The sequence below is a fragment of the Paenibacillus sp. P2(2022) genome (assembly GCF_029522175.1).
In the GTDB taxonomy this organism is placed as follows: domain Bacteria; phylum Bacillota; class Bacilli; order Paenibacillales; family Paenibacillaceae; genus Paenibacillus; species Paenibacillus polymyxa.
In genome coordinates, this window is record NZ_JAKWFI010000012.1 from 15,067 (window position 1) to 39,036 (window position 23,970).

The 23,970-nt window shown below is 47.6% G+C and carries 21 protein-coding genes and 2 riboswitches; of the genes, 11 read left to right on the plus strand and 10 right to left on the minus strand.

What is annotated here, in order from left to right; genetic code table 11:
- Window positions 1-32 precede the first annotated feature (32 nt).
- Together sdaAA and sdaAB are read right to left on the minus strand one after the other, a co-directional pair.
- The gene (gene sdaAA, locus MMB75_RS23455; RefSeq protein ID WP_016818870.1) at window positions 33-932 is read right to left on the minus strand and encodes an L-serine ammonia-lyase, iron-sulfur-dependent, subunit alpha; all 900 of its coding nucleotides are present in this window, start codon (window positions 930-932) and stop codon (window positions 33-35) included.
- The gene (gene sdaAB, locus MMB75_RS23460; protein WP_016818869.1) at window positions 922-1,611 is read right to left on the minus strand and encodes an L-serine ammonia-lyase, iron-sulfur-dependent subunit beta; all 690 of its coding nucleotides are present in this window, start codon (window positions 1,609-1,611) and stop codon (window positions 922-924) included. Before sdaAB ends, sdaAA begins: the two co-directional genes overlap by 11 nt.
- A 211-nt stretch (window positions 1,612-1,822) precedes the next feature.
- Window positions 1,823-1,937, minus strand: a riboswitch (glycine riboswitch).
- A gap of 214 nt (window positions 1,938-2,151) precedes the next feature.
- Here sdaAB and MMB75_RS23465 point away from each other — a divergent pair.
- The 7 genes from MMB75_RS23465 to MMB75_RS23495 all read left to right on the plus strand — a co-directional run bounded on the left by MMB75_RS23465 (window position 2,152) and on the right by MMB75_RS23495 (window position 10,819).
- Window positions 2,152-3,765, plus strand: a complete 1,614-nt coding sequence (locus MMB75_RS23465; RefSeq protein ID WP_045245235.1) for a DUF6359 domain-containing protein — start codon at window positions 2,152-2,154, stop codon at window positions 3,763-3,765.
- Between the two features lie 332 nt (window positions 3,766-4,097).
- A complete protein-coding gene (locus tag MMB75_RS23470; protein ID WP_080942710.1) occupies window positions 4,098-5,129 on the plus strand; it encodes an ABC transporter ATP-binding protein in 1,032 nt (343 codons plus the stop codon).
- Window positions 5,107-6,033, plus strand: coding sequence for an ABC transporter ATP-binding protein (locus tag MMB75_RS23475; RefSeq protein WP_016818866.1), 927 nt, complete (start codon window positions 5,107-5,109; stop codon window positions 6,031-6,033). The genes MMB75_RS23470 and MMB75_RS23475 overlap by 23 nt, the downstream gene beginning before the upstream one ends.
- A 14-nt stretch (window positions 6,034-6,047) precedes the next feature.
- On the plus strand, window positions 6,048-7,016 hold the full coding sequence (gene opp4B, locus MMB75_RS23480) for an oligopeptide ABC transporter permease (RefSeq protein WP_017427175.1): 969 nt from the start codon (window positions 6,048-6,050) through the stop codon (window positions 7,014-7,016).
- Window positions 7,017-7,053: 37 nt separating this feature from the next.
- Window positions 7,054-7,953 (plus strand): ABC transporter permease, encoded by a 900-nt coding sequence (locus MMB75_RS23485; protein ID WP_017427176.1) that lies wholly within the window; start codon window positions 7,054-7,056, stop codon window positions 7,951-7,953.
- A 43-nt stretch (window positions 7,954-7,996) separates the two neighbouring features.
- Window positions 7,997-9,817, plus strand: coding sequence for an oligopeptide ABC transporter substrate-binding protein (gene opp4A, locus MMB75_RS23490; RefSeq protein WP_045245237.1), 1,821 nt, complete (start codon window positions 7,997-7,999; stop codon window positions 9,815-9,817).
- A gap of 42 nt (window positions 9,818-9,859) precedes the next feature.
- Complete coding sequence (locus MMB75_RS23495; RefSeq protein ID WP_016818862.1) at window positions 9,860-10,819, plus strand: LysR family transcriptional regulator; 960 nt, start codon at window positions 9,860-9,862, stop codon at window positions 10,817-10,819.
- Window positions 10,820-10,846: 27 nt separating this feature from the next.
- Here MMB75_RS23495 and MMB75_RS23500 read toward each other — a convergent pair whose 3' ends face one another.
- The 4 genes from MMB75_RS23500 to MMB75_RS23515 form a co-directional block, all read right to left on the minus strand.
- Entirely contained in the window at window positions 10,847-11,497 is a 651-nt protein-coding gene (locus MMB75_RS23500) for an amino acid ABC transporter permease (protein WP_019685912.1), read from the minus strand.
- Window positions 11,498-11,511: 14 nt separating this feature from the next.
- Complete coding sequence (locus tag MMB75_RS23505; RefSeq protein WP_016818860.1) at window positions 11,512-12,171, minus strand: amino acid ABC transporter permease; 660 nt, start codon at window positions 12,169-12,171, stop codon at window positions 11,512-11,514.
- A gap of 71 nt (window positions 12,172-12,242) precedes the next feature.
- Complete coding sequence (locus tag MMB75_RS23510; protein WP_045245238.1) at window positions 12,243-13,073, minus strand: transporter substrate-binding domain-containing protein; 831 nt, start codon at window positions 13,071-13,073, stop codon at window positions 12,243-12,245.
- A gap of 42 nt (window positions 13,074-13,115) precedes the next feature.
- Window positions 13,116-13,853: an amino acid ABC transporter ATP-binding protein gene (locus tag MMB75_RS23515; protein ID WP_017427181.1), complete on the minus strand. Its 738-nt coding sequence runs from the start codon at window positions 13,851-13,853 to the stop codon at window positions 13,116-13,118.
- Window positions 13,854-14,181: 328 nt separating this feature from the next.
- On the opposite strand from MMB75_RS23515, the gene MMB75_RS23520 reads away from it, so the two are divergent.
- Window positions 14,182-14,649 (plus strand): cupin domain-containing protein, encoded by a 468-nt coding sequence (locus MMB75_RS23520; protein WP_016818857.1) that lies wholly within the window; start codon window positions 14,182-14,184, stop codon window positions 14,647-14,649.
- Window positions 14,650-14,738: 89 nt separating this feature from the next.
- Here the strand turns inward: MMB75_RS23520 and MMB75_RS23525 are convergent, their stop codons facing one another.
- The 3 genes from MMB75_RS23525 to MMB75_RS23535 form a co-directional block, all read right to left on the minus strand.
- The gene (locus MMB75_RS23525) at window positions 14,739-15,404 is read right to left on the minus strand and encodes a class D sortase (protein ID WP_045245239.1); all 666 of its coding nucleotides are present in this window, start codon (window positions 15,402-15,404) and stop codon (window positions 14,739-14,741) included.
- Between the two features lie 111 nt (window positions 15,405-15,515).
- Window positions 15,516-19,064: a collagen binding domain-containing protein gene (locus MMB75_RS23530; protein ID WP_277511167.1), complete on the minus strand. Its 3,549-nt coding sequence runs from the start codon at window positions 19,062-19,064 to the stop codon at window positions 15,516-15,518.
- Window positions 19,065-19,298: 234 nt separating this feature from the next.
- Window positions 19,299-19,379: riboswitch (cyclic di-GMP riboswitch) on the minus strand.
- Window positions 19,380-19,429: 50 nt separating this feature from the next.
- Window positions 19,430-20,311, minus strand: a complete 882-nt coding sequence (locus tag MMB75_RS23535) for an AraC family transcriptional regulator (protein WP_016818854.1) — start codon at window positions 20,309-20,311, stop codon at window positions 19,430-19,432.
- Between the two features lie 593 nt (window positions 20,312-20,904).
- Between MMB75_RS23535 and MMB75_RS23540 the strand changes: the two genes are divergently transcribed.
- Complete coding sequence (locus tag MMB75_RS23540; protein WP_016818853.1) at window positions 20,905-22,161, plus strand: DUF445 domain-containing protein; 1,257 nt, start codon at window positions 20,905-20,907, stop codon at window positions 22,159-22,161.
- A 33-nt stretch (window positions 22,162-22,194) separates the two neighbouring features.
- On the plus strand, window positions 22,195-22,575 hold the full coding sequence (locus MMB75_RS23545) for a TIGR02328 family protein (RefSeq protein WP_016818852.1): 381 nt from the start codon (window positions 22,195-22,197) through the stop codon (window positions 22,573-22,575).
- Window positions 22,576-22,674: 99 nt separating this feature from the next.
- On the opposite strand, the gene MMB75_RS23550 is transcribed toward MMB75_RS23545, so the two are convergent.
- On the minus strand, window positions 22,675-23,349 hold the full coding sequence (locus MMB75_RS23550) for an NAD(P)H-dependent oxidoreductase (RefSeq protein WP_277511168.1): 675 nt from the start codon (window positions 23,347-23,349) through the stop codon (window positions 22,675-22,677).
- Between the two features lie 184 nt (window positions 23,350-23,533).
- Between MMB75_RS23550 and MMB75_RS23555 the strand changes: the two genes are divergently transcribed.
- Window positions 23,534-23,944 (plus strand): winged helix-turn-helix transcriptional regulator, encoded by a 411-nt coding sequence (locus MMB75_RS23555; protein ID WP_016818850.1) that lies wholly within the window; start codon window positions 23,534-23,536, stop codon window positions 23,942-23,944.
- Window positions 23,945-23,970: the final 26 nt, after the last annotated feature.

A 23,970-nucleotide genomic window follows, 5' to 3' on the forward strand; every position in this document is an offset into this window, starting at 1 on the left:
TGCTTGCTCTTTTATTTTTTAAAGCTTAGAAGCTACGATTTATTCTTCTTGGTTGATGTGTTGCGTGTCAGTGATTCGGTCAAACGCTTGCCAGTGGGTGTCTGGGCCAAGCCGCCTTTGGCGGTCTCGCGGTGCTTCGACGGCATCGCGCTGCCGACTTCAAGCATTACGTCAATGACTTCGTCAGACGGAATGGCGCTGCGCACACCCGCCAAAGCCATATCCGCTGCGGCAAGTGCGGTCACGGCTCCCAGCCCGTTGCGCACGATGCACGGAATCTCGACGAGTCCGGCGACGGGGTCGCAAATCAGACCGAGCGTGTTCTTGAGCGCTAGGCCTACGGCGTGAACGGCCTGCTCAGGTGTGCCGCCGCGTAGCTCGACCATAGCTCCAGCGGCCATCCCGATGGCTGAGCCAATCTCAGCCTGACAGCCTCCCTCCGCGCCGGAAATGAAGGAATTGTTGGCGATGACGTAGCCAATGGCTCCGGCTGCGAACAAGCCGTGCACCATATGCTCATCATCCCAGCCGAACCGCTCCTGCGCACTAATGAACACACCGGGGATGACTCCACAAGAGCCAGCAGTGGGCGTAGCCACAATACGCCCCATGGACGCATTAACCTCCGACACGGAGAGCGCATAAGCCATGGCGAGTGCGGAGGCGTCGCCGGAGCAGGTTTCCCCTGCCCGCAGATACTCGGCCAGACGCTTGCCGTCACCGCCTGTTAATCCACTGCGGGATACGGTGTCTTGTGTCTGACCACGATGAACGGCCTCCTTCATGACTTCATAATAATCAGACATTTGGCGGAAGATTTCTTCTTCCGTTGTATTCGTCTCTTGTACCTGCTCTTGAATCATCAGGCGGCCAATCGTGGTGGATTCCTCCGCGCATATGGCGCTGATTTCATGCAGATGGCTAAATCGCATCAGATTCAGCTCCTTTTTTCAAATTAATCATTTTAATTTCGTACATATGTGGTAAGGATCGTAGTTTTGCGATCAGTTCAGCCGTAGGAGGACTGTCCGTTTCGATGGCGGTAAGTGCTTCACCATCTCGGCCTTTGCGATCCACATGCATATAGGCAATGTTAATGTCGGCAGCGCCGAGTGCTGAAGTCACCGCACCTAATGTGCCGGGCTTATCCGAGTGAAGAAGCACCAACGTAGCCAGCTCCCCGGTCAGGTTGACTCGGAATTCGTTGAGCTGCTGGACATGGATGCTGCCGCCGCCGATGGAGGAACCCAGCAGTGTGCGCTGATCCTCACCCTTCCACAGTTCAAAACGGACGGTATTTGGATGGGGCGCGGGTAGTCCGCTGACGGCAAACTCCACGGCCATTCCAGCCTGCTCCGCCCATTGCTCGGCATCTGGAATTCGGTGGTCGTCTGTATCGTAATTGAGCAGGCCTGCGATGAGTGCTAGGTCTGTACCGTGTCCTTTGTAGGTGTCGGCGAAGGAGCCGTACAGTGTCATGCGGGCACGGTCCGGCTGCATCCCGAGCCAGTGACGGGCAACGCGTGCAAGCCGCACCGCGCCTGCAGTGTGTGAACTGGAAGGTCCGGTCATGGCCGGACCGATAATGGAAAATACATCTTTGAAACGCATGGTGTGGCCCCCTGTATGTTCTAGTACCATAGTATATGGTATTTCCGCGTTTGTGCGCAGCTATGACGGTTCCTAATGCTGACGTACAATGTGAGCGCAAAAAAGGACAGGATAAGGAAGTTTCCCTTATCTCTGTCCTCGTTACCTGAGAGTTTCGTGCGGTGTCCTTACCGCCTTACCCCTTGGGTGGCTTGCGCTCTCTCCAGAGTTGCGTCAGATGACGATACATGGACCTGAGAGATTATCCGCCAGCCGGGTGCTGGCGGCTTGCTCCTTCGGTGCCGCCAGCGTGTAAGCTCCTGGACAGACTCTCCCGTCATCTTCATTCGCGTATACCGTTCTACATATCTTTCTTAGCGTAATGTATGCCGTGCTCGGTGTCAATCGCAGGTTTCAATTTTTACATAAACAGGCGAGTTTCCGATAAAAAAGATTAAAATTTACATATTTATGGATGAAATCAGGAAGGAATTAGAAGATTGACAGCTAATCTGATAGAGGACAAGTACATTTATGGAATTATAGGAGGGATATTGACGTATGGTAAAAGGCTTGCGGTTCACAGGTTCACGCTTGAAAGGGGTGCTGCATCTAGCAGCGATCGTATCGCTGTTGATTGGGATCCTCGTTCCATTCGGTCAGGTCAAGGCAGAGGGAGCATTGACAGTAGACGAAGCACTTCAGCGCCAAGGCAGTGGAGGTGCAGTGACGGTGGAAGGCTACATCGTCGGACATGCTACCGGATCGAAAACAGCTAATTTTTCTGCTCCGTTTGCGAATGATTTTAACGTACTGATTGCCGACCAGGCCAATGAACGTTTCACGTCTAATCTATTGGATGTGCAGCTGACATCTGCGTACAGAGGGCAATTTGGGTTAACAGGTCATCCTGAGCTGGTCGGCAGCAAAATTCGCGTGACAGGTACGCTTGGTGCCTACAATAATTTTGGTGGAGTAAAAAGTCCAAGCGCTGTGGAACTGGTGAGTGGAAGCGAGCCGGGGGAACCAGGTGAACCTGGCGAACCTGGCGAACCTGAACCTGGCAACCCGGGTCAACCCAGTACTACACTGCCGGATGGAAAAGGCAAAAAGGTGCTGTTCGATAATACGCACGCACAGACGGCTGGTGCAGCAGATTGGGTCATTGAAGGCGCCTTCTCCGACTTTGCCAATGGATTGCGTAATGTAGGCTTTACTGTGGATCAATTGAACCGCCCTATTCCTTTTACTTATGGAGAACAGGCCATAACCTATGATAAGCTGCGCCAATATGATGTGTTCATCATCGGTGAAGCGAATGTGGCCTTTAAGGCATCCGAGCAGGCTGCCCTGCTGCAATATGTGAATAACGGGGGAAGTGTCTTCTTCATCTCCGACCATTATAATGCCGACCGTAACAAAAACCGTTGGGATTCCTCCGAGGTTATGAATGGCTACCGTCGTGGAGCCTATACTAATCCGGCCAAAGGCATGACTGCAGAAGAAGCTGCATCGCCGGCGATGCAAGGATTAACAAGCTCCGATTGGCTGGCGACCAACTTTGGTGTTCGTTTCCGTTATAATGCGCTTGGCGATGTAAATGCTACGGACATCGTAGCCGCAGATCAATCCTTCGGCATTACCAAGGGTGTACGCTCGATTGCCATGCATGCGGGATCTACGCTGGCTATTATTGATCCTACCAAAGCCAAAGGAATTGCCTATATCCCGACAGGTACAAAAAAATGGGGCAATGCAGTAGACCAAGGAGTCTATAACGGCGGAGGCCGTGCGGAAGGTCCTTATGCTGCGATCTCCAAGGTGGGTCAAGGCAAGGCAGCATTTATCGGTGATTCTTCCCCTGTAGAAGATGCTACTCCGAAATATGCACGTGAGGAAAACGGACAGTCGAAAAAGACATATGATGGTTTTAAGGAAGTAGACGATGCCACCTTCCTAGTGCAAACGGTTCAATGGCTTGCGTGGAAGCAGGACTACACGAAATTATCCGATGTGGCAGGTTTAACGCTGGATCAACCGACGAAGCTGCTGCCGTTTGAAGAGCCTGCGGCTTCCACAGAACCGCAACCGGAGCCTTGGTCTGCTCCAGCAGCAGGCTACAAATGGTACGATCCAAGAACGTTCAAGCCGGGCTCCTATGGAGCGGCTTCATAATAAACGCAAAAAATAATTCAGTGTGAGTGGTTGGGTGCTAGTTAGCCGTTTGGTCCTCTGTAGGGGATCAAACGGCTTTTTTGTGATGAAAATTAACCTGTGGTTGGTTATTTTATTACATTTTGTGCCAGGAAGGTCGCGCTACGGCTGGATCATTGATTTTTTAAATGATGTTGATAGCATAATCTTAATTGATATATCCATATACTGGTGATAGGATGTATTCAAATTATTCCGACAAAAACGGTATGTAATGTTTGTGGAAGGTTTTAACATCAAACATGGTGAGAATAAGCAGGACAAGACCATGGAGAATGGAGGAAACGCGCGCATTGAATATCGAGCCTGTGTTGGAGATTAAAGGATTATCCGTATCTTTTCGTATCAACGATCAATACCACCCGGCAGTCGATCATCTGGATCTGACGGTCAACCCCAATGAAGTGCTGGCTGTAGTCGGAGAATCCGGTTGTGGCAAAAGCGCGCTGGCGCTTTCCATCCCACAATTGCATGACATGGAGCGGACACGTGTCGAAGGAAAGGTTCTTTTTAAAGGCACGGATCTGATCCGTCTCTCCTCAGGGCAAATGAATAAAATCCGCGGAGCGGGCATTGGCATGATCTTTCAGGACCCGCTGACAGCACTGAACCCGTTAATGAGCATTGGCAAGCAGATCGAGGAAAATCTCGATTATCATACGTCCCTATCTACGAAGCAAAAAAGGGAACGTGTACTGGAGCTACTGGAAAGCGTGGATATACCCAACCCCGTACGTGTGTATGAACAGTATCCACATGAACTTTCAGGAGGGATGCGCCAGCGTGTGATGATCGCGATTGCCATAGCTTGCCGACCCTCACTTATTATTGCAGATGAGCCGACGACTGCGCTCGATGTAACCATTCAATCGCAAATTCTTGACTTGCTCAAACAGCTTCAACAGGAGACTGGAAGCGGAATTATTCTGATTACGCACGATCTTGGCGTTGTGGCCGAAGTAGCTGACCGTGTGGTGGTCATGTATGCCGGAGAAACCGTGGAAAGCGCTGATGTTTTTGAATTATTCCGGCATCCACAGCATCCGTATACGCGTTCCTTGCTAGCCTCCATGCCGGGATCGCATACCAAGGGAGAATCGCTGCATGTCATTGGTGGCATTGTTCCCTCATTGCAAGATATTCCTCGCAATAGCTGTCGCTTTGCTTCGCGTATTCCCTGGATTCAGCAGAGAATGCATGAAGACCATCCCCGATTAAAAGAAATTTCTCCCGGCCATTGGGTCCGCTGTACATGTTACCAGCATTTTCATTTTGAAGACGAAACAAAGGGAGAGGCTGCTCATGGCACTACTGGAGCTAAATGATTTGAAGGTTCATTATCCGGTGCGCGGTGGTTTTTTCCAGCGTGTTGTTGATCAGGTAAAAGCAGTGGATGGCGTGTCGATCAGCATAGAGGCAGGCCAAACATATGGGCTAGTGGGAGAATCCGGCTGCGGAAAAACGACGACAGGCAGGACGATTATCGGCCTGAATAAGCTGACGAGCGGACAGATTCTTTTTAATGGAAAGGACCTTGCGGCTTTGAGTCGGAATAACCGCCATCCGCTGCGTAGAGACATTCAGATGATTTTTCAGGACCCCTATTCTTCGCTTAACCCGCGCAAGCGCGTATTGGATGTCATTGCTGAACCGCTGCGGAACTTTGAAAGGCTGAGTAATGAGGAAGAGCGTCGAAAAGTGCAGATGCTGCTGGAAAAGGTCGGCTTGAACGCTGATGCGGCCTACAAATATCCGCATGAATTTTCCGGAGGCCAGCGGCAACGAATCGGGATTGCGCGTGCGCTGACATTAAATCCAAAACTGATTATTGCTGATGAACCGGTATCGGCGCTAGATGTTTCTGTGCAGGCACAGGTGCTTAATTTTATGAAGGATGTGCAGCGAGAGTTCAAATTGACGTATTTGTTCATTAGTCATGACCTGGGTATTATCCGCCATATGTGTGACCAAATCGGCATCATGTACCGAGGTCGCTTAGTGGAACAGGGAAGCGAGCAGGACATTTATGAGCGTCCACAGCATTTGTATACCCAGCGGCTTATTGCCACCATTCCCAGTATTGATCCTGCGAAGCGGCTAGAAAATGCTCGAAAAAGGCAGAAGCTTTTATCCTCTTACAAGTCAGAGCTGCCCAAACATTTAGATGCGAGTGGAAAGCCGTTTGCACTAAAATCAGTAAGTCCATCCCATCAAGTCGCGCTACCTTAAGGGAGGTACAGAATATGTGGAAGTTTACAATGCGCCGGCTGCTGGTTATGATCCCTCAACTTTTTGCACTGAGTGTGCTTATATTTTTCCTAGCTAAGGCTATGCCAGGGGATGCCCTGACAGGGCTCATCACTTCAACACCCAATCTGAATCCGGCTGCACTGGAAGAACAGCGGCAAAAACTGGGACTCAATGACCCGGTGTGGGTGCAATATGGGAACTGGCTTGTCCAGCTTGCTCATGGGGATCTGGGTAAATCTTATGTACATAAAATTAGCGTTACCGATTTGATTGGCAGTCGTTTGGGGAACACGTTCTTTCTGGGTGTAGTGATTCTGGTTCTGACGTATCTGATCGCCATTCCGCTGGGAGTACTCAGTGGTCGGTATCAGCATAGTCTGCTGGATAAAACCGTGGTGGGGTATACCTATCTCAGCTTTGCAACACCTCTGTTTATACTCGCGTTGCTGCTGCTGTACGTGTTTGGATTCAGACTTGGCTGGTTTCCAACCAGCGGCAGTGTGGATGTAGGTGTTGAACCGGGGACATGGTCATATTACGTGAATAAATCGTATCATCTCATACTACCGGCGGTTACAGGCGCATTGCTCAGTACGACGGCTACAATTCAATATTTGCGCAATGAGGTCATTGACACACGTCTGAAGGATTTTGTGAAAACAGCACGTTCCAAGGGGGTACCCGAAGGAAAGATCTATTCCCGTCATATTTTCAAGAACTCTTTATTACCCATTGCTGCTTTTTTGGGCTACGACCTGACGGGTGTGATTGCCGGCAACATTTTCCTGGAATCTATTTTTGGTTATCCGGGATTGGGCCAGTTGTTTCTTCAGTCTATCACCCAACGGGACTTTTCAGTCGTGAACGCGCTGGTCATGATCTCCGGCTTCTTGGCACTATTAGGAACCCTTTTATCTGATGTCATCCTGAGCAAGGTCGATCCACGCATTCGAATTGAATAGCGAACAAGTCTAGAGAAAAGGAGGGGTTATGGTGTCTATGCAGGTGGAGGAGGTCTTCTCGCCGGAAATCATTCGTAAATCACCATCCAGTTGGTCTGTACTGCGTCGTGAGCTGGTACGTGACAAAATGGCCTTGATTTCCATTGGATTTGTGGCTCTGTTCTTGATTTTTATATATGCCTCTGTCCTGTTTGTCAATCAGGATGTAGTCACGACGGTCGATTTGGGCGCGATCCGCGAAGCTCCCGGCTCAGTGCACTGGCTGGGTACGGACCGAGCGGGCAGGGATATATTCGGCCAGTTGGTCATTGGGGCCCGCAATTCCTTTACCATTGGCTTTACGATTACTTTGTTATCCGCCGCCATTGGCTTGACGCTGGGCTTACTGGCTGGGTTTTATGGAGGAATGGTCGATAACATCATCATGCGAATCATTGATTTTATCCTAGTGCTTCCATTCTTGATGCTGGTTATCGTATTTGTCAGCATTGTGCCCAAAAGTGGCATAGGGTCCTTTATTTTCATTATGACTGCCTTTTTGTGGATTGGAAAAGCGCGCCTGATCCGGGCCAAGGTACTGTCGGAGCGGGAGCTGGACTACGTGCAGGCTTCCAAAACCCTTGGCACACCCAATTGGAAGATCATCTGGTTGGGTGTGCTGCCCAATCTCAGCTCTGTTGTGATTGTTAATCTAACGCTCAGTCTTGCAGGAAATATCGGGATTGAGACCGGGCTGTCCTATCTCGGCTTTGGCTTGCCAGAATCAACTCCAAGCTTGGGTACACTAGTGAGTTATGCCAATGACCCGGATGTATTGCAGAACAGCTGGTGGATGTGGTTGCCTGCCTCACTGCTTATATTAGTGCTGATGCTGGCGATTAATTTTATCGGTCAGGCGCTCAAACGTGCCACGGATGCCAGACAACGATTGGGTTAAACCGAAGTTCAAGGATAAGGACAACGACAAGGAGGGGTTTACAATGATTAAAAGCTGGAAAAAAGGAATTTTGCCTGTTCTATCTGCCATTTTGGTGCTTTCTTTGGTCGCATGCAGCGGCTCGCCTTCCACTTCGAGTGGAGTAAAATCGTCTGACGGTACAGGTGGGTCAGGGTCCGACAACAAGCAGGTGAATACGACTGCGCTGGCAAAGGCGGTCAAGAACGATAAACCCCCGATTAAGGGCGGCATCATCAATTATGCACTCGTGTCCGACACCCCTTTTGAAGGTATTCTGAATCCTGTATTTTATGATGGAAATCCGGATTTTGAAGTCTTCCAGTTTTTCTACCCTTCCATGTTTTCGATTGATTCCAATCTGAATATTGACGATAAAGGAGCGGCGACGATTTCCTTTTCCGCAGACAATAAGGCGGTGACTGTCAAAATTGATCCCAAACTGAACTGGACAGATGGTAATCCCGTAACGGCAGAGGACTATGCCTTTTCCTATGAAGTGATCGGTAACAAAGACTACGAAGGTCCGCGTTATGATAGTTTTATGACCAACATTGTAGGGATGGAAGATTATCACGCCGGCAAGGCCAAAAACATTTCTGGCATCAAGGTGCTGAATGAGAAAGAGGTTACCATTCATTTTAAGGAACCTAATCCTTCGGTAAAGTCGGGACTCTGGTCCACACCACTGGAGAAGAAGGTATTTCAGAACATTCCTGTGAAGGACATGGCCGGATCTGATCCTGTCCGTAAACATCCGATTGGCTATGGGCCATTCAAAATTAAATCTATGGTCACAGGTGAATCTGTAGAATTCGTCAAAAATGAAGATTATTTCCGCGGTGCGCCCAAGTTGGATGGCCTTCATCTGAAGGTGGTGAATCCGAATGTCATTACCGAGGCGTTGAAAAGTGGAGAAATCGACTGGGCCAGCTATCCGACCACCCGTTACAATGAGGCCAGTAATCCGAAAAATGTACAGTTTCTCGGTCAGGAGGAATTGTCTTATAGCTATGTAGGCTTTAAGCTGGGCAAATTCGATCAGGCCAAGAGTCTGAATATCATGGACCCGAACGCCAAGCTGGCGAACAAGTCATTACGTCAGGCCCTTGGCTACGCGCTGAATAATGAGCAGGTTGGCAAGCAGCTCTATCATGGGCTTCGGACTCCTGCGACATCCCTGATCCCGCCCGCCTTCAAGGGATACCATGATGTGAATGCGAAGGGCATTGCGTATGATCCAGACAAGGCGAAAAAGCTGCTGGACGAGGCAGGATATGTGGATACCAATGGAGATGGATACCGTGAGGACCCTAAAGGTAAGGAACTGGTGCTCCATTATGCAGCAATGAGCGGGGATGCGACAGCTGAATCGCTGGCGAAGTTTTATTTGCAAAATTGGAAGGATGTCGGGCTTCATGTCGAGCTGGTGGACGGTCGTCTGCTTGAGTTCAATTCTTTCTATGACCGTGTGCAGAAGGATGACCCTGGCATTGATATTTTTGGCGGCGCATGGAGTACGGGTACAGATGTAGACCCTAGTGGGCTGTATGGACGCGGAGCCAGCTTTAACTACTCGCGCTTTACCAGTGAAGAGAATGATAAGCTGTTGCAGGAAGGGGTGTCTGTGAAAGCCTTTGACGACAATTATCGTAAAGATATATACAACCAGTGGCAGGCGTATATGAGCGAGGAGGCGCCCATTGTACCGACGTTATTCCGTTATTCGCTGGAGGCAGTGAATAATCGGGTAGCCAATTACGATATTACCCGTGGTAAGGAGTACGATGCAGACGCGTTTGCGAATATTACGTTGACTTCGGAAAAAGCAGAAGTAGGTCAATAATCTAAAAAAAGCGCAATAACCTGCGAAGAAGCGCGAACCGGAATGATCCGATCTCGCGCTTCTTTTGACCTGTTCATGCAAACATTCTTGGATTTTCGAAGGGAGAGAAGGAAGACGGAAATACGTCAGCTTCAATACTTCATAGCCGTATGCGAGGAACTGCATTTTACGAAGGCTTCGGAAAAGATCGGTATCTCTCAACCCACACTTAGCTTACAAATTAAGGCGCTGGAGGAGGAACTGGGCATGACGCTCTTTGACCGCGCAGGCAAGAAAATTAAAATGACAGATGCCGGTAAACTGCTGCTACAACACAGTGCCCATGCGCTCAAGGGATTACAGCAAGCAAAGGCATCCATTGAGGAGCTGCGTACCGAGCAACGCGGAAGTTTACGGATTGGTATCGCATTACCTGAGCTGGAGGAGCCTTTGCAAAAGATGCTTGCCCATTTTCATCGGTCATTTCCTAAAATCAGCTTGCACATCTGCCCATTCTTTGATGTAACAGAACAGCTGCTGGATAACCGTGTGGATGTTGGCATCACCCTACACTCGGGTACAGATGAAAGGCTTGTCCGGCTTCCTCTTCGCACAGAGAACTACTGTCTTATTGTCCCGGTAAACCATGCATTTTCCAACCGTTCTTCCATTATGCTGGACGAATTGAGGCATGTCCCCTGGGCGATGCAGCCAGAATGCCATCCCGGCAGGAAGCTGATTGAGAAATGCTTTCGTGATCGCGGGTATCCCTTTGCAACCGTCTTGGAAACCAATTCTATAGCTTCAATCCTGCGCTGGGTGCAGGAGGGACTTGCCGTAACCTTACAGACGAAGTCCCTTGCAGCCGAACTGGATCGTTCGCATTTTTGCACGGTGCCTATTTTGCGTGGTGCGCCTCAAGGTCAGCTAGAGTTGATTTATCGAGCTGACCGTTACCAGGGAGAAGCAGTGAAACGATTGATAGATAAGATACAAGCTGTGCTGACAGAGCGCTCCAACTAATGGCAACCGTGATGAGTATCACAAGCCTTAATGTGTACGAACCTCCAACCTGCGTGCAATCAGTGACATACTGTAATTAACGGCAAAGTACAGGAAAGCAGCGAACAGCAGAGCTGGAATGACAAAGGATTGATTTTGCCCACCGACGATCTGAATGTTATGCGTCAGCTCCGGCAAACTGATAATGACAGCCAGTGACGTATCCTTAAATAGGGAAATGAACTGGCTGACAATCGGGGGCACCATGCGACGAAGCGCTTGGGGCAGAATGATATGCCATAAGGTTTGAGAATAGCTTAGACCGGAGGAACGTGCGGCTTCCACCTGTCCTTTATGGACCGAATTCAGACCACTGCGCACAATCTCGGCGATCATGGCTCCCTCGAAGATTGACAGTCCTGTAATGGCTGCCCACTTGAGGGAAATTGAAAATCCGATGGATGGCAAAACCATGCCGATGAAGAAAATAATGAGCAATAAGGGCAGATTGCGAATCAGATCAATGATAAAGGCTGCAACCTGTGAGAGCACAGGTAAGCGGGTATAGCGCAGAATGCCGAATACGATACCAAGAGCGAAGCTGAATATGATAGAGTAAATGGCAACTTCCAGCGTGAGCAGGAAGCCCTCCAGTATAAAACGCACATTAGGCCATACAAACAATCCGCTGAAATCCATACGGGCTTCCCTCCTTAGGATGTTTTGGACAGGCGTCGCTCCATATAGAGTACAAGAAAGCTGAGCGGAACCGTCAATATAAGATACAGCAGTGCCGTGATCGCATAGACTGTGATGGGCAGGAAGGTATCCGAGTTAATGAGATCCGAGTAATACATGAGATCCAGTCCGGCCACAATGGCCAGCACGGAAGAGTTTTTGACCAGATTGATGAATTGGTTGCCGATTGCAGGCAGTACAATTTTGATGGCTTGCGGTAAAATAATGCTGATCATCGTCTGGTTGTAATTCAACCCGGAGGATCTTGCCGCTTCAAATTGTCCTTTGGGTACAGATTGAATGCCGGCACGTATAGCTTCTGCAATGAAAGAGGCTGTGTACACAGTCAATCCAAGCGTTCCAGATACAAAGCCATCCAAGGGGATGCCCAAAGTGGGAAGACCGAGATAAAAAAACAGTACGACAATCAGCAATGGAATATTGCGGATGACCTCTACATAGACAGTACCGATCCAGTTTAGCCATTTAAAAGGCGCAATTCGGAAGATGGCAATGATAGCGCCCAGAATAAAGCTTCCGATCAAGGCAATAACACTAGCTTGAACGGTATGAAGCAAGCCCTCTCTAAAACGGTCGCCATGATCGAGAAGTACGTTGATATCAAAAGTAAGCATCTACGGGTATACCTCCTTATCCAGAGCTAAGAAAGGAAGGAGCACGCAATCGCGGCTCCTTCACAAGATCATTATTCGGGTTTAACCCCAAGCCATTGCTCATGCAGCTTATCGTATTCACCATTGCTTTTCAGTTCCTTGATCGTATCATTAATGGCTTGCAGCAGTTCGGTTTGTCCCTTCTTCACTGCGATACCGTAAGGTTCCTCTGTGAAGTTCCCGCCTACTAGGGTATAATTCGGATCTTGCTGCTGCATGCCAAGCAGAATAGAGTTATCGGTCGTCAGCGCTTGCCCTTTACCTGCCTTGAGGGCGTTGAAGGCATCCTGATAGTTTTCAAACTCTAAAATCGTTGCTTTGGGCGCTTTTTCGCGGATATTTTTTGCGGAGGTAGAGCCTTTAACAGCGAGTACCTTGGTATCGGGAGTCAGGGACTCCAGACCTGTGATCGGGCTTCCCTTTTTCACAAGCAGGGATTGCCCTGCATTAAAGTAGACATCGCTGAAATCGACCTGTTTTTTGCGTTCATCCGAAATGGTCATCGTGGCGATAATAGCGTCGATGTCCCCATTTTGCAGTAAGGTGATTCGTGTTTTGGACGTGACTTCCTTGAGCTCAAGCTTGGTTTCATCACCAAAAATATGCTTGGCTACAGCCTTGGCGATGTCGATATCAAAGCCCTCGACCTTCCCGCTAGCCGGGTCTTTTAGTCCGAACAACTTGGTATCGTACTTCACCCCAATGACCAGCTTGCCACGCTGTTTGATGGCTTCCAGCCCGTTGGAAGCTGCTGCCTCATTTCCTGGCGTTGTTGCTTCTTGCTTGCCTCCACAGCCTGCCAAGACGAGCAGACAGGATAATGCAACCAGCACCAAAGTACTCCACTGAAATCTTTTTCTCATCAAGATGATCCCCTTTCGATTTTTATTCCATTAATAGTCTGTTTAATGATGAATCAGACGGCTCAGGAACAGGCGAGCCCGTTCTTCACCCGGATTCTGAAAAAACTCAGCAGGTTGGCTGTCTTCCAGGATCTGTCCTTTGTCCATAAAAATCACGCGGTCTGCCACTTCACGGGCAAAGCCCATTTCATGAGTGACGATGACCATCGTGATGCCCTGATGGGCAAGCGAGCGCATGACATCCAGCACCTCTCCGATGGTTTCGGGGTCCAGGGCTGAAGTAGGCTCGTCAAACAGCATAATTTTCGGATTCATGGCGAGTCCACGGGCGATTGCCACCCGCTGCTGCTGTCCACCGGACAATTGGGCGGGGTAGCTCTGTGCCTTTTCCTCGATTCCGACACGCTTCAGATAGGTGAGGGCTGTTTGAATAGCTTCTTCTTTCGGGATGCCCAGTACCTTCATCGGTGCCAGTACAATGTTCTCAATCACCTTTTTGTGGGGATACAGATTGAAATGTTGGAATACCATCCCGATATTGCGACGGAAGGCGTTAATATCAATCTTTTTGTCATGCACAGGGACATCGTTAACGATTAGCTCCCCATCGGATATCGTTTCCAGACGATTGATGCAGCGAAGCAGGGTGCTTTTACCTGAGCCGGAGGGACCGATGATGACAACGACCTCGCCCTCCTTAATCTGAAGATTGATGTCTTTAAGTACATGAAAGTGACCGTAATGCTTGTTGACATTGCGAAAATGGATCAGAGAGCTCACCCCTTTTTTGACTTGAATACATCGCTTAGTAGACGACTGACATGATTAAGCTCTATTAGAATTTCAAAATTTCTCTCATGATACTATAAGCTTACAATAAAAAACAAGATTTTATGTCAATAAACTTTACGTGAAATATGTTTTTGAATGTATTTTTACTAGTTTACTGTTATTTATATGATGAAAACGAGTATGAATCCACAAATTTAATGTTATTAAATCTGACATAGTTTGTTGACCTTCGACATGCAGAGGGAGAAACGTGACAAAAGCAGCGCTATGTTTTACAGTAGGGGAGAAGGAATTTAGGGTAAAGGAAGGATAGACAATGACGAAAGCTATTTCACCGCTAGTCACGGCATTGGGCATGGAGCCCCATCCAGAAGGCGGCTGGTACAAAGAGATGTGGAAGGCCAATTTTCAAATTCCGAAGCCTGTACTGCCGGATGTGTATTCCGGTCCGCGCTTTGCAGCTTCGTCTACGTATTTCTTGCTGCATCCGGGTGAGTTCTCCGAGTGGCATGTGGTCCATTCTGATGAGCTGTGGCTATACCATAGCGGAAGTCCTATAGAGCTAAAATTGGGTGGAAGCGGAGAAGAACCTGGCGAAGAAACGGTCATTATCGTTGGTGCAGATGTGGAGGCAGGACAACATCCACAAGCACTCGTACCAGGAACAGTATGGCAAACGGCACGTCCGCTGGGGGATGAGCCTGTGCTGGTAACCTGTGTTGTTGCACCAGGATTCCACTTTGATGATTTCAAGCTGATTGCCAAGAATTCAACTGAAGCATGATGTGAACTATGGCGGGTGTATTTCTGTAAACGAGCAGGAATAGCCCGCCTGATTTATTTTATCCATAGGAATGGGCGATTTAGCTAGGTTTAGGTGCTTAACTTGGCTTGAACAATGAGACGATGGGTGGGATTCACGAGAGGGTCGCATGTAATTAGCGTGAGCAGCTTATGGTTTTTGAAGCTTTTCAGAACAGACACGTCCATTGGATCGACTACCTTTATGCTGTAAACTTTATACATATACTGGCTACCTTGAGCGTTAACAATAATTTTATCTCCAATCTTCAGTTCATGAAGACGATTAAATAAACGTCCGGGAGTACGGGCTCGATGAGCAGCAATAGCAGCATTCCCCACTTGTCCCAGCTTTCCCGTTTCCGGCATATGTACTGCCGCATATTTCATGTTTTTCCTCGTTGCGCCTTCCAACACAGGGAGCTTTAAAGCAATACGACTTATGCTAATAGTGGCTATAGGAGTTTGTTCATTAACGCTGGCATTGGGAGCGGGGGATGGAAAGGTATGTTGCCGTGCCTCACTAACCGGAGCTTCCGCTACCCGAGTGGACAAGCGAGCATAGCTGTCTGCAAGACTAGAAGGCAATACCGAATTGCTTTTTTCTAGTGATAACTCCGCTGCTTGTAACAGCTTGTGTTGTTCTCGTTCCTCATTCCATTCGGTCGCTTTAGGAAACAAAATAAAGAGTAAGCCCAACCCAATAAACAGATAGGAAAGTTTACGCAGATTCAGCAACCTCATCTCCCCTAAGCAATGTACGGATGATACATACTTTGAAAAAAATGCCCCATTTCCGTCTCATTCCAACCGGGAATGAGACGGAAGATCAGGGCAGGTAGATTGCATTTATTTTTGGTTTGTCCGTCTAAATTTCAAAAATACGCCGCTTATAATCATGGCAATGCCTGCCAAATAAAACGGAACGGGGCTACTTTCACCTGTTTGGGGCAACTGATGCACTGCAGGTGGCTCCTCCGGCTCTTTCTCCGGATCATGGAGACGGATTTTAGGTTTGGGCTCGTCGTTCGGCTCCACTGGAGGAGACGGATCTTGATGAGGCATGACGGCTGGTGGTTCAGGCAGTGCTTTGGGTTCCTCCCGGGCTGCTGGTGGCGGTGTGGGTGCGGGTTCCTTCTGTGGAGGGACAATGCCTTCCGGAGGCCTTGGCAGTGACGGAGGAACGGTTATAGATGGTGTCACGGGCACCTCGGGATCTTTATCATGTTTTTTTCCGGAGCCTCCCGCTGGGGGAGACGGCTCTGGGTGGGTAGGTGTGCCTGGGTCTACAGGTGTTTCGGGTTCGTTTTTCTTTTCTTTACGATTGGTGATCACAACCTTCTTTATGCCAGAGCTTTGTTGGAGTGCTGCGTCTATTCTGATCTCAAGTTTACCCTCTGTTATTTCATACCCCTCCGGTGCTGCCAATTCTTCCAAAATGTAATCGTCATGAAGCAAGGAGGAAAAGATGATTTTGCCTTCCGCATTGGTCGTTTGTATAAGCGGTGCTCTTTTTTGTCCCTTATCATAGAGCGCAAACCGGGCGCCAGGCAGTACCCTGTTGGGAGCATCCTGATCTACCTTGGTCAGCTCAAGGGTTTCGGTTACGCCCCCACCAGAACCGGAGCCGGAAGACGTTCGTACGATGATTTCCTGACTGGTTTCCCGCAGTTCTGTCGTCAAACGATCTCCTGCAAAAGCAACCTTGTTGCTCACCTTAGCTTTATCCTCAGCATGAATGAACGATTGATATTCAAGAATAAAAGCAGTGGAAATATCCTTGGCAAAAGTAAGCTCAAAAGTTTGCTGGCCCTGAGTGTCTGTCTTGATGTGAAGCCAGTAATCTCGGTTTTTGATTAATTCGGTGCCCTTGGTGGTATTTCCATTGGCAGCCATGATTGCAGAGTATAAATGAAAGGAATCTTCAATTAAGATTTGGTTGTTGCTAGGCTGATCGACTATTTTAGCGTTGGACACATGTGATTGTCCTTCATTGATACGAATGCTCCAGTCGATCTTATTTCCATTTTGTGCGCCGGCCTTAGACACATATTCCCCGCCATGAGGTACCGTAACTTGGGCTGCCCAATCGGAGACGGTTTTTTGTCCATCCAGTAGAAGAGCGCGATTATGAATTTCCTTTTCAATCAATTCTCCTTCCAATGAAGCTTGAAAGGTAATCCAGTACGGAGTCTGTATCGGCTTCTTGAACTGGATACGCAATTCATTACCATTTTGCTCAGTGGGGAGGATCGTCGTATATTGATCTGCCGGGATTTCAGCCCCTTTTTGTACGCCATCCCACCATCCCAGCAAGGTCATATCGTATACTTTTACGGAGCCAGGCAGTAACCTCTGACCTTGCAATAAGACATCTCTCACTTCCGCATGATTCAGGATCTTGCGATTATAGTTGGCTTTAATATCCCAGGTAATGAGTTTGGAGCTCGCATCATAGCTTCCTTGCTTGGCCCCGTTCCGTTGTGTCATAAAGTCCGGCCAGATCGGGCATTCCACCTCATGCGACGATGTTTCACCATTTTCATACTGATAATCTATAAAGGATTTGTTGCGAAATTCGGGCTTCGTCGTATCTGTTTTCCAATCATTGTTGTAGAGAGTTGAATATTTGATCGTATAAGCTTTCTGAATCGTTTTATGAAAAATAAGTGTAAACCCTTGTTTATAGTCCGCTGATCGTGGAACTAGCTCATAATCCATGGGCGCGAGTAGTTCCGTTGTACCGTCAACACTTTGAATTTTCAGGGTGTCGGGCAACAAGGCGAGGCCCCCATTAGGGAACACATCCTTAATGACAATATTTTTCATGGTGTATGAGTCTGTATTAATGGTGATCACCCAAGGTATGACTTTCGTGTTGTAATTGGGAGTGTCATACATTTTAGTCATAACTCCGCTTGTGATTTCCGTCGATATGATCTTCTGGGTTCCATCTGTGGTGATGATGTTTGTAATTTTTTCATCTTCATAGACGCGGCCTCTAGCCTGGGTCTGATATCGGATGGTATAGGCTGAATCTACGTCGAAGTTGAATTGAAGTTTGAAGCCGTTACGGTCGGGATAGTCAACCGGGATGACGGTGTACGCCCACGATGGAAGCTCCTCCAGTGTATTTCCCTTAAATACTTTCAAAGAACCGGGCAGCAATTTTTGAGTTTTGTTGAAATGATCAATTAAAAGGGCTTTGGCTTCGGGGATTTTTGTCTCGCCAAAGTTATATCTTATGGCCCACGAGAGTGTTTGTGTGGCATGATCATACTTTTCAACTTTTTTGGACAAAAATTCACCACGCTCCACCTGAACTGTAGCGGTGGCAGCAACGTTATCTATCGCATCCCCTGAAAGCGTCGCTGTGTTGGAAAAGCGAGTTTCGTTGCCAGTAATGCGGGTGGAGTATTGGATCTGATAGGCAGTGCTAATGCTAGCATCTTGAAAACGAATTGCAAATCCGGTCCCGGCTTGATCCGATTCAATGGCGTATTTACTCGCATTCACTAGGTCTTTGACAACGGTCGTGCCATCGATATTGACTTGCAGATGATAGAGTCGGATAGAGCCTCTCACGAGTTCCAGTCCTGAAGGAGTTGGATCGGTAATGAGGGCGTGTTTAACGGTGTTTAGCTGTTTGTTCACATCAATGGCCCAGTCGATCTGGTGGGTGCCATTTATTTTTCCTTGCTTGCTTAAAGTTGGCCCTGACTGGGGTTTCACATTTACGATGACCGTTTGAACCCCGCCTTTAATTGGAATCGCAATGATGACTTCTGTGCTGCCTTTCACCGTTTCTTTTGTGAATTCGGTTTTAATTTGCAGTTTGCCGCTGATATGGGAATGGTTCTCTACATATTGGTTAAAGGTCATGATGACCTTACCCTGACGATCTACTGTAAAGAACCCCACGGTCCCGTCTGTAGTCACTAGCGGAGATGAGATATCAGTGTAGATGACAAACTGTTCTGGTAAGTGAAAGGTGAAGGTATCCCCTGCTTTATAAGCATCGTCAGGAAGCTCCCATTCATAGCCAAGTTGGATGGCTGATCCAATGTCGAACGTACTACCTGGATTATATACCGCATCAATGACACGTCCGGCTTCGTCCGTTAGAATCAACTTCGTTAGTATACTCTGGGGAGCTGCTTCCTTTTGAGACTTTGAATGAGCTGCTCCTTGCACGGAAGGGACAGTGTTTGGCGGAACCTCCTTAGGGGGTTCAGGGTTTGGGACCGCATATACAGCATCCGTAACGGTTGTAGGATCGGATACAGCACTGTGCGGCAGTTCAGGGGCAGGAGGATCTGCGTAAGCCAGTGTGGTGCTGAAAAAGCTTTGGACAATGAGCAATAAGGCAATAATCATGACATTTATTTTGGTTCCCATGCTCCAAGTGATTCTCCTATTCATCGTAATATGGAAAGCTTCGGCGATTATGTTGTGTTATATTGTTTTCCTTCCCTCCTCCTAGTTCGAAATTAGTATATTCAGCATGCTAGGTTGACATGACTACCCCAACAGAAAAAACCTTGATCATAGTGATCAAGGTTTTTTCTTCGAGAGAGGTATAGCAATTTTGTGATGGAGCTATGTAAAAAGGCATAATAAAAAGCTCGTTCACCTGGTAACTGGCTGCCATCCGAGTAGGAAGGCCCTATAGTTTTGCGTCACTGTCTTTCGACAGCTTTGCCATTAGCTTGAATAGCTTGTGCGTCTATCGTCTATCAAACGGAGTACAGGAGACCTCCTATTTACAATTTGGAGCGGTTTCCCCATTTTTTACGGAAGGAATGAGGTGTTTCCCCTACATGTTCCTTGAATAGGTTGATAAAATGGCTCGTATTGGGAATCCCAACGTACCTTGCGATATCCACAATGGATATGTCACTGGTTTTAAGCCATCCCTGAGCGGCTGTGATCCGGACATTAATGAGATAATCAATTGGAGAAAATCCAATCTGTTTTTTGAAATTTTTAGCAAGATTAAATTTGTTTAGGTTGAACATGTCTGCCAGCGAGTCCAGCGTAATTCGCTCACAGTAGGACTGGTCCAAATACTGCTGCACCTGACGTACTTCGCTGAGCGTTCCAGCATTTACATACCGATGATCATAAGGATGCTGCAAAATATACGTCAGTATTTCACCAATGAGTCTGGACGTCAGCAGCTCGCCGGAAAGGCTTCGATCAGACTGCCCGCAGATTAGAGCATGCAGCTTGTCCAATATAACATATGGATTGTGCAGGGATATTACCGGTTTATTATGCTTGGCAAATTGTTCATAAAAATGTTCGATCAGGTTGCCGTACAGGTATAAGCTGATAAACTCCCAGGCTTCATCACCGGAGGTGCTGTATTGTAAATATTCATCGCAATTAATAAAAAACAAATCATGAGGCTTTAAAATATACTTCTTGTCCCGGTACAGTAATTCTCCCTTACCAGACAGCGTAAAAACAAGCAAAAAGGAGGTGAGTTCTTTCCTTTCTATTGTAAAATCAGAGGTTTTTTGGAAATAGCCTAATTCCTGAATATATAAAAGGGATTGCTTGGCAAAAGCGGAGGGAGTGCGCACAATTACGACAGGTTCGCCGTTCCAGAGGCCCTCGGTGTTTTTTTGGTCTGTTGTCATATTCAATTCCTTTACAAAAAAGCAATTTTATCTAGCTTATCTTGGTTTGATTTACCAATATATAATGGCTGATTAAACATGATTTACTATTTATAAAAGTTTATTTTATCACATTAAATATGTCTATATATCAAATTATGTGTGTGAGTTTTATAGAAGCCCCGCTTCTTATGGATATTCAACCTGGTTATCCGTATAAAAGGTCGAATATTGTTGAAAGAATTCTGAGGTCATCATGGATTCAAATCCTTTCTGGGGTCAAATATAGGATAGTGTTGAAAAAAATATCTTACATGCCCATTCAACTTTTCCATTCACTTCTCCTTTCGGTTTAAGAAATTTAGGACTTGGTTCTGATAAAATGGTTCGTAAGGCTTATTATTGAAAATGAGATTTTGGACCCAGTGTTGTGATTTGGTTCACGAACATGAATGTAAAAAAGAGAGATATATGCATAAAAAATTACGCAAAAAATGTCCTTATGTGTTGAATTATAAGTGCTCTCAACTTTGGAAATTACACAGGCAATGATATGATGGGTAATATATGTATAGTTGCTTAACTTATCGATAGTCAGTTTGGAGGATTACAGGATGGAAAAACCCAAAAATACGAAAACCGCAGCGGCTTGGTCGCTCGTTATTCTAGGGGCAGGCTTTGCAGCCACCGTGCCCTTCCAGCAATATGGCTGGGCTCGTTTGTTAGCCGGAGCCTTTGAGGCAGGACTTGTAGGGGGACTGGCAGACTGGTTCGCTGTCACAGCATTGTTCCGTCATCCGCTAGGCATCCCGATACCACATACGGCGCTTCTCCCCAAAAATAGGGACAAGCTCACGAATGCATTGGTGAATACGGTGGAAAATAACTTGCTGAACAAAGACAGCATTGCTTCTAAAATCGCGGACATTCGTTTGGCGGAGCTGATGCTGGGCGGTGTGGAAAAAGGATTGCGTACACCAGAAGCGGCAGCATCGATAGATGTGCTCGCCAAGCGACTCGTCCAGTCGCTCCCGCTCGCGGAATTGGCTCCGATTATCGTGGCTGAGATCAAGCGACAGGTGACGGACATCGATGCCGGACCACTACTGGAGGCGCTTGCCCGCCAATCCAGTGAGAAGGGCTATGATATTCGTGCACTGGATTACACGCTGGAGCAGGCGGAATCCTGGCTTTTGCGACCGGAAACAGGCTATACACTTGGCACCTTAGGGATGCAGGCTGTCAGTGGTTTGCAGGTGAGCGGGCTGATGCAATTTGCCTTGAACGCCTTCCTCGGCTATCTGAACGAAGAGCGCATGGGTGAAATGATTCGTCATTTCCTGCTGGATCAGGTAGCAGAGCTGCAAAGGGAAGAGCATCCGCGCCGTCTGGCAGTGATCGACGGTCTAAGAACACAGGTGACCCGATTGGCAACGAAGGATACGGTTCAGGAAGGGCTGAACGGCTGGAAGGATAGCCTGATTGAAGCTTGGGAAGGCGAAGCGTCCGTGCTCGGTAAAATGGAAGAGCTTCGTACCCGCTTATTGAACTATATGGAAGACGAAGACTATGTGCCGACCTACATTTTACCGTTACTGGATCGGATGCTGGCTGATTTAAGAGGGAATACCGAATTGCTGGACAAAATTAATGCACGAATCGTGGAAGGAATTACTAGTCTCGTGGAAGCCAATCATAGCCGGATTGGTAACCTGGTGCGCGAAAATGTAGACAAAATGGACAACAAATCCCTGATTGCACTGATGGAGGACAAACTGGGACAGGATTTGCAGTGGATACGTATTAACGGCGCAGTAACAGGCTTCCTGATCGGTATTGTACTGACAGGTATCCGTATGCTAATCCAATAATACAGAAAAAGCTACAGATAAGGTTGTGGAAGCATGAGGCTTTGGCATGAACAATTGATTGGCAAGCTCCCCCGTCCCCAACTGTTGGGACAACATCGTGAGTGTTGTGCCCTGCGGGGGAACGGGTGGGGAAAGCCACACGCCACAGTGAATTATGTGTTCGACTATCACCCCATGCTGCTGGTACGCTATCATAAGCTCATTATGGACGAAATGAAAAGCAGAGGATACAATGTTGATCCACTATGGGAACAGCCATTGTATCGTGGTAAGCAGTGTGAACCTTGGGAAGCGGAGCTAGGCGAGGAACTGGCAGGCGCGGACGCATATGTGGAGCATGATGACGAATATATGAAGGAGTGCCTGGATAACCTGGCTTCCAAAGGAATTTTAATAGAGATTGAAGTGATCTAAAAAAGCGGGCTGCGGTGTGTCCATCATTCAGATGAAGCGCCGTAAGCCCGCTTTTTAGATGCTTTAATGTCCAAGGTTTGGAAGGGTATGAGTCGCAGGCTACAGAACCCAGCGTGTGACCTTCTCCAGTGGTTGTCTGGATTTTTCCCGCTTGGGTTCATGAGCACGATAACCGAAGGCAGCGATGACTGAAATATCCAGCAGCCCGTCCTCCAGCAGGCCTTCTTCCTCCAAAATGGCATGTACCTGATCATAGTTAAAGCCTTCAATCGGGCAGGAATCAATGCCGATCTGAGCTGCCGCTGTCATCATATTACCTAAGGCAATATAAGTTTGCTTGGAGGCCCAGTCGAATAACGTGCGTTCGTTTTCCAGCAGGCGTTGGTTTTCACCTTGGAAAGTCTTATAGCGGCCTGGTAGGGAGGCAAAGTCTTCGTCAGACATACCCTTCACCTCTTTATACATGTACTCCACGTAAGGTGAATCATAACGGACATCCTTACGTGCCAAAATCAAAATGACATGGCTGGCCGCTGGGATCTGCTTTTGACCACCACTGGAAACCGCAGCCAGTTTTTCTCTCAATGCCTGATTTTGTACGACTACAAACTGCCAAGGTTCAAATCCTACGGAGCTTGGGGAAAGTCGTCCAGTTTCGAGAATGAATTGAAAATCCTCCTCCGGTATGATGCGATTAGGGTCGAATTCTTTCGTGGCATGTCTGAATAGAAAGGCATCCAGAATTTCCTGTTTTTTAGCTGATGTATTGGACATGAAATGTACTCCTTTAGATTTGAGTTTAGTTGGTGCTCCATTGGTTTTCTGCTACTATAATGAGAGTTGATATCGAATATATAGTCATCATATAGAAAGTTTTTTGCGGGAACAAGTACGCACATATTTGTACCTTGTAGGTCTGGGGCTATTAGTCTACAACCTGTAGAAAGAAGGGGAATACATGGCACAGGAGATGGAACATACAGTTAGCGTTAATTTTGGGTGTCCTGTCGCGACAACTGTTGGGATTATAGGCGGCAAATGGAAGGGGGTCATCTTGTATCATTTGACCACAGGACCACGGCGCTATAATGAAATTCGACGGACCCTCCCTAATATTACACAGCGGATGCTAACCTTGCAGTTGCGCGAATTGGAGCGTGATGGCATTGTGCACCGTGAAATTTATAACGAGAACCCACCGCGTGTGGAGTACTCGCTTACCCCGTTGGGAGATACGTTAAGACCGTTGCTGGATTTTATGAGAGACTGGGGTGTCTTCTACGGAGAACAGGGTTGCGAGCCTGTGGCGACAACTTCCAAGTCAGGCAAGCATTTTGCTAAAATAGACATGAAAAAAGCCCACCGATGATTTCATAGCAGACGCATGAGAATCAT